Origin of the sequence: Streptomyces sp. NPDC051907, from assembly GCF_040681075.1 — a bacterium.
Taxonomy (GTDB): domain Bacteria; phylum Actinomycetota; class Actinomycetes; order Streptomycetales; family Streptomycetaceae; genus Streptomyces.
Genome location: NZ_JBFAYB010000177.1, coordinates 1 through 7,869, shown reverse-complemented (window position 1 = coordinate 7,869; position 7,869 = coordinate 1). Strand labels below are relative to the sequence as shown.

Annotated in this window: 8 protein-coding genes and 1 pseudogene; 3 read left to right on the top strand and 6 right to left on the bottom strand. The window is 72.1% G+C overall.

Annotation, left to right across the window (positions count from 1 at the left end; translation table 11 throughout):
- Positions 1-319: 319 nt before the first annotated feature.
- The 4 genes from AB0M39_RS40705 to AB0M39_RS40690 all read right to left on the bottom strand — a co-directional run bounded on the left by AB0M39_RS40705 (position 320) and on the right by AB0M39_RS40690 (position 5,494).
- A complete protein-coding gene (locus AB0M39_RS40705; RefSeq protein ID WP_365373874.1) occupies positions 320-1,678 on the bottom strand; it encodes an O-antigen ligase family protein in 1,359 nt (452 codons plus the stop codon).
- Positions 1,679-1,680: 2 nt separating this feature from the next.
- Entirely contained in the window at positions 1,681-3,153 is a 1,473-nt protein-coding gene (locus AB0M39_RS40700; RefSeq protein ID WP_365373871.1) for an exopolysaccharide biosynthesis polyprenyl glycosylphosphotransferase, read from the bottom strand.
- Positions 3,150-4,334 carry a glycosyltransferase gene (locus AB0M39_RS40695; RefSeq protein ID WP_365373868.1) on the bottom strand — a complete coding sequence of 395 codons (1,185 nt, stop codon included), beginning with the start codon at positions 4,332-4,334 and terminating at the stop codon, positions 3,150-3,152. Before AB0M39_RS40695 ends, AB0M39_RS40700 begins: the two co-directional genes overlap by 4 nt.
- A 65-nt stretch (positions 4,335-4,399) precedes the next feature.
- Positions 4,400-5,494, bottom strand: a complete 1,095-nt coding sequence (locus AB0M39_RS40690; RefSeq protein ID WP_365373866.1) for a DUF3344 domain-containing protein — start codon at positions 5,492-5,494, stop codon at positions 4,400-4,402.
- 256 nt (positions 5,495-5,750) lie between these two features.
- Between AB0M39_RS40690 and AB0M39_RS40685 the strand changes: the two genes are divergently transcribed.
- Together AB0M39_RS40685 and AB0M39_RS40680 are read left to right on the top strand one after the other, a co-directional pair.
- Positions 5,751-5,996, top strand: coding sequence for a chaplin (locus AB0M39_RS40685; protein ID WP_365373863.1), 246 nt, complete (start codon positions 5,751-5,753; stop codon positions 5,994-5,996).
- A gap of 239 nt (positions 5,997-6,235) precedes the next feature.
- Positions 6,236-6,532, top strand: a complete 297-nt coding sequence (locus AB0M39_RS40680) for a hypothetical protein (protein ID WP_365373860.1) — start codon at positions 6,236-6,238, stop codon at positions 6,530-6,532.
- Positions 6,533-6,701: 169 nt separating this feature from the next.
- Here AB0M39_RS40680 and AB0M39_RS40675 read toward each other — a convergent pair whose 3' ends face one another.
- Positions 6,702-6,941, bottom strand: coding sequence for a chaplin (locus AB0M39_RS40675; protein ID WP_365373857.1), 240 nt, complete (start codon positions 6,939-6,941; stop codon positions 6,702-6,704).
- A gap of 260 nt (positions 6,942-7,201) precedes the next feature.
- Between AB0M39_RS40675 and AB0M39_RS40670 the strand changes: the two genes are divergently transcribed.
- The gene (locus AB0M39_RS40670) at positions 7,202-7,615 is read left to right on the top strand and encodes a rodlin (protein WP_365373854.1); all 414 of its coding nucleotides are present in this window, start codon (positions 7,202-7,204) and stop codon (positions 7,613-7,615) included.
- Positions 7,616-7,683: 68 nt separating this feature from the next.
- Here the strand turns inward: AB0M39_RS40670 and AB0M39_RS40665 are convergent.
- Positions 7,684-7,869, bottom strand: a pseudogene (locus tag AB0M39_RS40665) (hypothetical protein); the annotation flags it as partial.

The following is a 7,869-nucleotide window of genomic DNA, read 5'->3' as shown; positions in this document are numbered from 1 at the left end:
CGGCCGAGCTTCGGCGGCCCGCTCTCGGGGGCGGCCTGCTGGGCGGCGGCCTGTTGGGCGGCCCTCTGTTGGGCGGACGCGTGCGCGGATCCCTGCACGGATGAGCCCTCCACGGATGAGCCGTCTACGGATCCCGGCAGGAATCCCTGGGCGAATCCCGGCACGGATCCCTGCGCGAGTCCCTGCGCGGGTACGTCTGAGCGGCTCGCGACCGGCCCCGCCGCCGACCCCGCGAGCGCGCGTCCCCCCGAGCCTCGGCCGGGGCCCTCGACCGGACCCTCGACCGGGCCCTCGACGGCGGCCGTGGCGTCGTGCGCGTTCAAGTGGCGATCGCCTCGTCCGGTTCCGCCAGCGCCCACCAGGCGGCCAGACCGAGGACGACCCCGGTGAGCACGGTCGAGGGCCCGCCGATGTCCGCGTACAGGAAGTCGACGGTCTGCCAGGTCATCAGCCCGACGGCGGCGAGTCCGCAGTCCGTCGCGGCCCCGCGCGTCCGCCGCGCACGCGACAGCCGGCGCACGCTGCCCACCAGCACCGCCGACAGGCTGCCGAGGAACGCGGTGAGGCCGATCAGCCCCTGCTCGCTGAGCACCAGCAGATACATGTTGTGCGGCGACAGCAGCGGCTGCTTGCGGTAGGCGCGGCCCGCGCCCGCCGTGTCGCTGCCCGCGGAGAGGCCGATGGAGGCGTGCCCGTCGCGGTGGGCGGGGAACCCCTTGAGGCCGACGCCCGCCGCCGGCTCCTCGCGCCACATGCTCGCGGCGGCGGCCCACATGGTGTACCGGTCGGTGACGGACTGGTCGGGGGCGTCGGCGACCTGGGTGATGCTGGTCAGCCGCTGGGAGATCATCTCGGAGCCGATGCCGAAGCCGCCGACGAGCACCACGCCGAGGGCGGCCAGCACGGCCAGCGCGCGCACCGCCTGCCGCAGTCCGGTCAGCACGATGACGGCGAATGCGGCGAGCGCCGTGGCGATCCACGCGCCCCGGCTGAAGGACAGCGCGAGCGGCACCACCAGCGCGGCCGCGGCGGCGAGCGCGCAGGGCCGCAGCCACGACGGCGCGTCCTTGGGAGTGCGCAGAGCCAGCGCGGCCGCCGCCAGGATGCCGTACGACACGACGGTGGCCATCCCCATCACGTCGGACGGCCCGAAGGTCCCCACGGCCCGGACGTCCGCGCCCATATAGGAGGCGCCCGTGCCGGTGGCGTACTGGTAGACGCCCAGCGCCCCCTGTGCGAGCGCCAGCGCGACCAGGGCGCCGGTGACGGCTCGGAAGTCGGTCGCGTCCCTGACCAGGAGCACGACGGCGGCCGGCACCAGCACGAAGACCTGGAGGTAGCGGACGAAGCCGGGCAGCGCCGCCGCCGGGTCGGCGGCGGTGACCGTGGCCACGGCGATCCCGACCACGGGGAGGGCGAGGACGAGGGCCGCGAGAGGCGAGAGCGGCCGGGATCGGCGGCGCAGCACGCGCACCAGACACCAGATCACCAGCAGCCCCGAGGCCGCGTCGGCCGGAGTGACCTTGCCGCCCAGCCCCGCGCCGGCGCCGGCCGGCTGGATCGGGGCGGCCAGCAGCAGCACCGTGGCGAGCAGGGGCAGCAGTACGAGCAGTCGCCGGAGCCGGGGGTGCGGGCGGAGGCGGGGGAACGCGGGCGCGGCGGCCCATGCGTAGGCCATGGTCAGCTGCCTCCGAGGCGGAAGAGCGAGGCGGCGGTCCGCGCCAGGATGCATACGTCCTGCCAGGGGGACCAGGAGTCGATGTAGTGGTTGTCGAAGCGGGCGCGGTCCTCGATGGAGGTGTCCCCGCGCAGTCCGTTGATCTGGGCGAGCCCGGTGATGCCGACGGGCATACGGTGGCGGGCCTGGTAGCCGGGGTGGGCGCGGCTGAACTTGGCGACGAAGTACGGGCGTTCCGGCCGCGGCCCCACCAGGCTCATGTCGCCGCGCAGCACGTTCCACAGCTGGGGCAGCTCGTCGAGGGAGGAGCGGCGCAGCAGACCGCCGGTGACGCTCATGCGCTGGTCGAGGGCGACGCTCCAGCGGGTCGCGGACTCGTGCTCGTCGACCGGGGCGATCGTACGGAACTTCAGCAGCGTGAACGGACGGCCGTCGAGCCCGATCCGCTCCTGCCGGAAGATCACCCCGGGGCCGTCGGAGAGCCGTACGGCCAGAGCGCACACGGCCATCAGCGGCGCCGTGGCGACCAGGGCGAGGGCGGCCAGCAGCGCGTCCATGGCGCGCTTGGCGGCGCGCGCGACCGGCCGGTGGAGGCCGCCGTTCAGGGGCTGTACGGAGAATCCCCACAGGTGTTCGGCGGTCTGCGGCCTGCGGTGGGCGTCTGAGGCGGCGGCCCCGCCGTCGACGGTCCACAGCCGGCAGCGGTGCTGGGAGAAGAGCTCGACGAGCGCGGCGGTGTCGGGGGCGGCCTCGGGCGGGCCGGTGAAGACGGCGTGCCGCACGGAGTTCTGGATGACGGCGCGGCTGACGTCCTCGGGGGTGACGAGGACGGGCAGCGGCTCGGGGTCGGCGGCGCCCGGGTGGCCGGGGTCGACCCGGCCGACCGGGCGGAGTCCGTAGCCGCTGTGCTCGTAGAGGGCCGCGGTCAGCTGGTGGGCGACGGGCCCGCGGCCCACGATGAGGGCCGACTGCGGCCGGCGGGCGGCTCGGCGGCGCCGGCCGTGGAAGACGGCGCCTCTGGCCGCGCAGGCGAGCAGCGCGTGCACGGCCACGGCGGAGCCGAGCGCGGCCCAGCCGATGGCGGAGCGGGAGTCGTACGCCGCGACGACCTCGGTCACGGCGAACCACTGGATGAGCGCCAGGCCGAGCAGGGCGGGGAGTTCGGCGAGCGCCGACGGGGACAGGCTCGCCCGGTACAGGCCGCGGCAGCCGTGCAGCGCCGGCTGCACCGCGGCGAGCAGCACGAACAGCAGCTCGGGGCGCGGCACTCCGGGCACGAGCGCCACGGCCGCGCCGATGGCGAGGGTGTCGGCGACGACCAGCCCGATGACCGGGCCCCGTCCGCCGACGTCGCGCGGGCGAAGGGGCGCGGAGCGGCCGGCGGCACCGCGGGGCGGGTGGATCGAGGGCGCCGAGCGGTGCTGCACGGCTGTCGCCTGGGATGGGTGGGGCGCGTGGGCACTCTCCGTCGTCATCGCTTGGTGCGCTTCCTCGTCATGGGTTGGGACAGGCAGAGAAGTTCCTGGTAGAGGCCGGATACGGCCGCGGCGGTGGTGCGGACGTCGTAGGCGGACCGGGTGTGGGCCTGGGCCTGGCGGCCGAGCTCCTGCCGGAGCGGCGGGTCGGCGAGCAGGGCGACGAGGGCTGTGGCGAGGGCCCGCGGATCGTCGGGGGGCGCCAGGGCGTGGGCCTCGTGGCCGGGCGGCAGGCTCTCCCTGGCCCCGCTGACGTCGCAGACGACGACCGGCCGGCCGCAGGCCATGGCCTCGAGGGGGACGAGGGCCATGCCCTCCCAGCGCGAGGGGAGGACGACGAGGTCCGCCGCGTGGAGCCACGGCCGTACGTCCCTGCTGGCCCCGGCGAACACCACGTCGGCCGGGGCGAGGCGCTCCAGCGCCGCCCGGTCGGGCCCGTCCCCGACGAGCGCCAGCCGGGCCTGCGGCACAGCCGCCACGACCTGCCGCCACGCCCGCAGCAGGACGTCCTGGCCCTTCTGCCGGCAGAGCCGCCCGACGCAGACGACGAGCGGCGCCTCGGCGGGGAGCCCGGCCAGGGAGGGCAGGGCGGCCCGCGCGGACGCCCGTGCCGAGCCGTCGTCGTCGGGGCGGAAGCGGTCGAAGTCGATGCCGTTGTGGATCACGGACCAGCGGGCGGCGATGCCCGCCTTCTCGCCCGCGCGCCGCTCGGTCTCGCTGACGCACAGGGTGCGGGTGCTCCAACGGGTCCCGTACCGCTCCCACTTCAGCGCCAGCGCCGCCGTCTTCCCCTCGACCGCGTCGAAGGACCAGGCGTGCGGCTGGAAGACGGTGGGCAGCCGTCCGCGTACGGCGAGGCGCCCGGCCAGTCCCGCCTTGGCGCTGTGCGCGTGGACCAGATGCGGCCCGCTCTCGCGGATCAGCCGGGCGGCCGTGAGGACCTCCCTGGCGAGCTGAGGGCCGGGAGCGCGCACGGCCGGCCAGCTGTGCACGCGTGCGCCGGCCGCGGCCGCCTCGGCCGCCAGCTCCCCGCCCGGCGGGCAGCCGACGACCGTCTCGATGCCCTCGGCGACCTGGGCGCGGACCAGGTCGGCGACGACGCGTGCGACTCCCCCGTCCACCGGCTGAACCAGGTGAAAAACCGTCAGCTGGCCTTTCTCAGCCCGACTTCTATGCGGCACGTGCGGCTCTCTTCGTACGTGGACTGTAGATCTGGTTCGGACGGGCAGCGCCGCCGCCGCGGAACTCAGCGGCGAGAGTCTGCCTGTACGAAGAGAACGCCGAGGTAGTATCCGGCTCTTTCGGCGTCGAACCGGAAGTCGAGAGTCGATGCGCCCTTTTTCAGGGCGGGCTTGATGCTGAATACGTCGGAGTCGTAGCCGAGCGCATTGAGATATCCCGGCTGCCGGCGGATTCCGGATCGACCCACATCGGTGATGGTCGAGTTCATGATGTCGTCGTCGGGGTTGGCCCGGTCGGCGAGCGCGACGAACTTCTCTTTTCCGGACCGCGCGCTCACCGAATCGCCGCGGACGCCCCGGTCTCCGTCGTAGGCGACGATTCCGGCGCGCCCCGAGGCGTTCGCCGGAATGTTCAGGCCTTTCAGTCTGAGCGTGTGCCGCCTGCGGTCGGCGCTCATCGTCTCGAAGCCGTCCCAGATGGCGAGGTGACGCATCGGCTCCGACTCGTTCTCGTAGGCGACGACCATCGTCCAGCCGCCCCACGAGCCGGCCTTCGAATGGCCCATGGCCACGTTGACCTGAGCCACGGTGTAGAGCCCCGACCCGCTCCTGCGCACCAGCCGGGTGATGTCCGCCGAGGCCTGGAAGGCGTCGGCGCCGTCGGCGTCGCGGTGCGCGACACGGGTGTCGGCCAGCACTTCCTTGTACTGGCCGCCCGGCTCGGCGATCAGTACGCGCCCGTTGTCCTCGGGCGGCTTCTGCTCGCCGACCCGCAGGTTCCCGCCCCAGTACAGCCTCGCGTAGCTGACCCGGGATTCACGCGGAACGACGAGCTCGCCGCGGCTCGAGTTGTATGTGTTGGGGTCGGAGTCCTCGTCGATGTAGAACATGTCGAAATCGTTGTTGGCGGCCGCGGATCCTTTGCGGACGGACGAGCACGGCGCCACCGCGGTGGATTTCGGAGTCCGGCAGGTGATGGCCGAGTTGGCGGCTCGGACGATTCCGCCGCGGTGCACGGCGTGGTAGCGCTGGGTGAAGGAAATCCGGGAGGATTCCTCGGGCGCCGGGACGGCCGCGGCGGGCAGTGGAGCGGCCGAAAGCGCCAGAAAGGACAGTGCTCCCAGAGTGCCTCGCGCAGCGAAGCCCGTCGACTTCGGCATGACTGGCTCTCCATGTCGATCAAGGTGACAAAACAGGAGTGCATGTTGTCAGACCGGACTTTGCAAAACGCGTCAGACGCGCTCGCGCCACCGGCCCGCGTCACCCGGATACGGCAAAGATCCAGCCCCGGTACGCCCATCCGGCGCTACGCCGACCGAGCCCGCGCGGGGAGGAAATCGAGGGACTGAGCACATCCTCGGCGGCACAGGCTCGTTACCTCAGTGCCTTGCTGTTCGAACCGAAAGGAATTGGGCGATGAAGAAGCTCGTCAAGACGGGTGTCATGGCCGCTGCTGGAACCGCGATGGTCATGGGCGGTGCGGGCGTCGCCTCCGCTCACGGCGGCGCGCACGCGGAGGGCGTCGCCGCCCACTCGCCCGGCGTCCTGTCCGGCAACCTCATCCAGCTCCCGGTCCACGTCCCGGTCAACGTCTGCGGCAACACGGTGAACATCATCGCCCTGCTGAACCCGACGTTCGGCAACGCCTGTGTGAACGCCTGATCTCGCACCGCAGCAGACCCGCCGGGCCGTCCGCACAGCGGACCGGCCCGGCTTTGCGTGCTCCGAGCGCCTGCCCGAAAAGCCGTCGGCGCACGAGCAGGCGATACGAGGATCTCCGCATACCGTCGTTGGTGTGGCATGCGAGAAACCCCATGAAGCAGGGGTTTCCCTCACTCGCAGGACTCGTTACCCATGTCGACGGCGGCGACGAACGCCACCGGAGAAAGGGATGCGAAAAGATGAAGTACTCGAGGGTTGCCGCAATCGTCGCCGGTTCCGTGGTCGCGATGGGAGCCGCGGCCTCTCCCGCGCTCGCCGCGAACGCGTCGGGAATGCCGCCCATGAGCCTCACCAAGGGCGTTGACACCCTCACCTCGCAGCCGGCTCTGGACCTGGCGAGCGACGGCTCCGTGGTCGGTCAGACCGCCGACGCCGCGACCGACCTCAACAACGTCAGGGGCGACGCGCCCGAGAAGGTCCTCCAGACGGCCGGCAAGGCCACTCCGCTGCTGGGCGGCGTCGAGCTGGGCGGCTGAACCAGCCGCATCTGTCCGCGTGTTCGCGTGTTCGCGTGGTCGGAGGGGTCGGGAGGGGGTGCGTCCGAGCAGCCGCGCCCCCTCCCGTTCTGCTGCCGCGGCGAGCAGCGAAAAGGGTGGTCCCATCGGCTCCGGGCCGGTGGGACCACCCTTGTGCGGCGCGACCCGATCAGTCGTTGAAGCAGACGTTGCCGAACGCCGGGTTCAGGGCGGCGGCGCCGTTCAGGGTGTTGCCGCAGATGTTGATCGGAATGTGGATCGGGACCTGGATCAGGTTGCCGGAGAGGACGCCGGGCGAGTGGGCGGCCACGCCCTTGGCGTCGGCGTCGGCGAACGCGGAGCCAGCGGACGCACCGGCGGCGAGACCGGCGGCGGCGAGCACCAGGGCGGCCTTCTTGGCAGTCTTCATGGAAATAGCACCTTCTGTTCGACGTTGTGCCCACCACGGGGCTCACACCGATCGAAACGGATTGCCGATAGAGATGACACGGCCCGCGCCGCCGGTAGCCCCTATTCGGCCCAATACCCCGACGAGCGCAAGGCCGTGGGAACGGCCGGCCGGTATGCATAATGCGGGCCATCCGGGTGACCGGGGAGAACTAATCCTCCGAGGTGGTAGTTGTCCAGGGAGCTCCGGAAACGGGCATCCACGCGACAGAAGGACGACACATGCTCAAGAAGGTTATGGCGACCGCGGCGGTCACCCTCTCCGTTGCTGCTGCGGGCGCGGCGATGGCGCCGCAGGCTATGGCCATCGGCAACGACGGTGGCACGACGTCGCTGAGCGGCAACGGCGCGCACCAGACGTACGGCAACTTCGAGACGTACGGCAACATGAGCCCGCAGATCGGTCTCATCCAGGGCTCCTTCAACAAGCCGTGCATCGCCCTCCCCGCCAAGGCCAACATCGGCTCCCTCCTCGGCGGCGTGCCGATCACCGTCCAGGACGTCCCGATCCTCTCGGGCGGCCCGCAGAACCAGCAGTGCACCGAGAACTCCACCCAGGCCAAGGGCGACGAGCCGCTGTCGCACGTCCTCAGCAACATCCCGATTCTGTCGGGCAACGGCGCCAACAACCGCTGAACACAGCGCTGACACAGGAGGACCCCGGCGCCTGGGCGCCGGGGTCCTCCCCTGTGGTGCGAGCTGTGTCAGCTGGTCCAGAAGTCCCACCAGCGGGTCAGGATCAGCATGCCGATGACGCCGATCCAGAGCACCGGCGGAACCCAGGGGAACTCGAGCAGGCCCTTGCGCAGGCCCTCGGGGACCTTGACGATCCGGTGCTCGACGTTGTGCACGGTGACATAGCAGAACATGACGATGGTGGCGACCCAGGC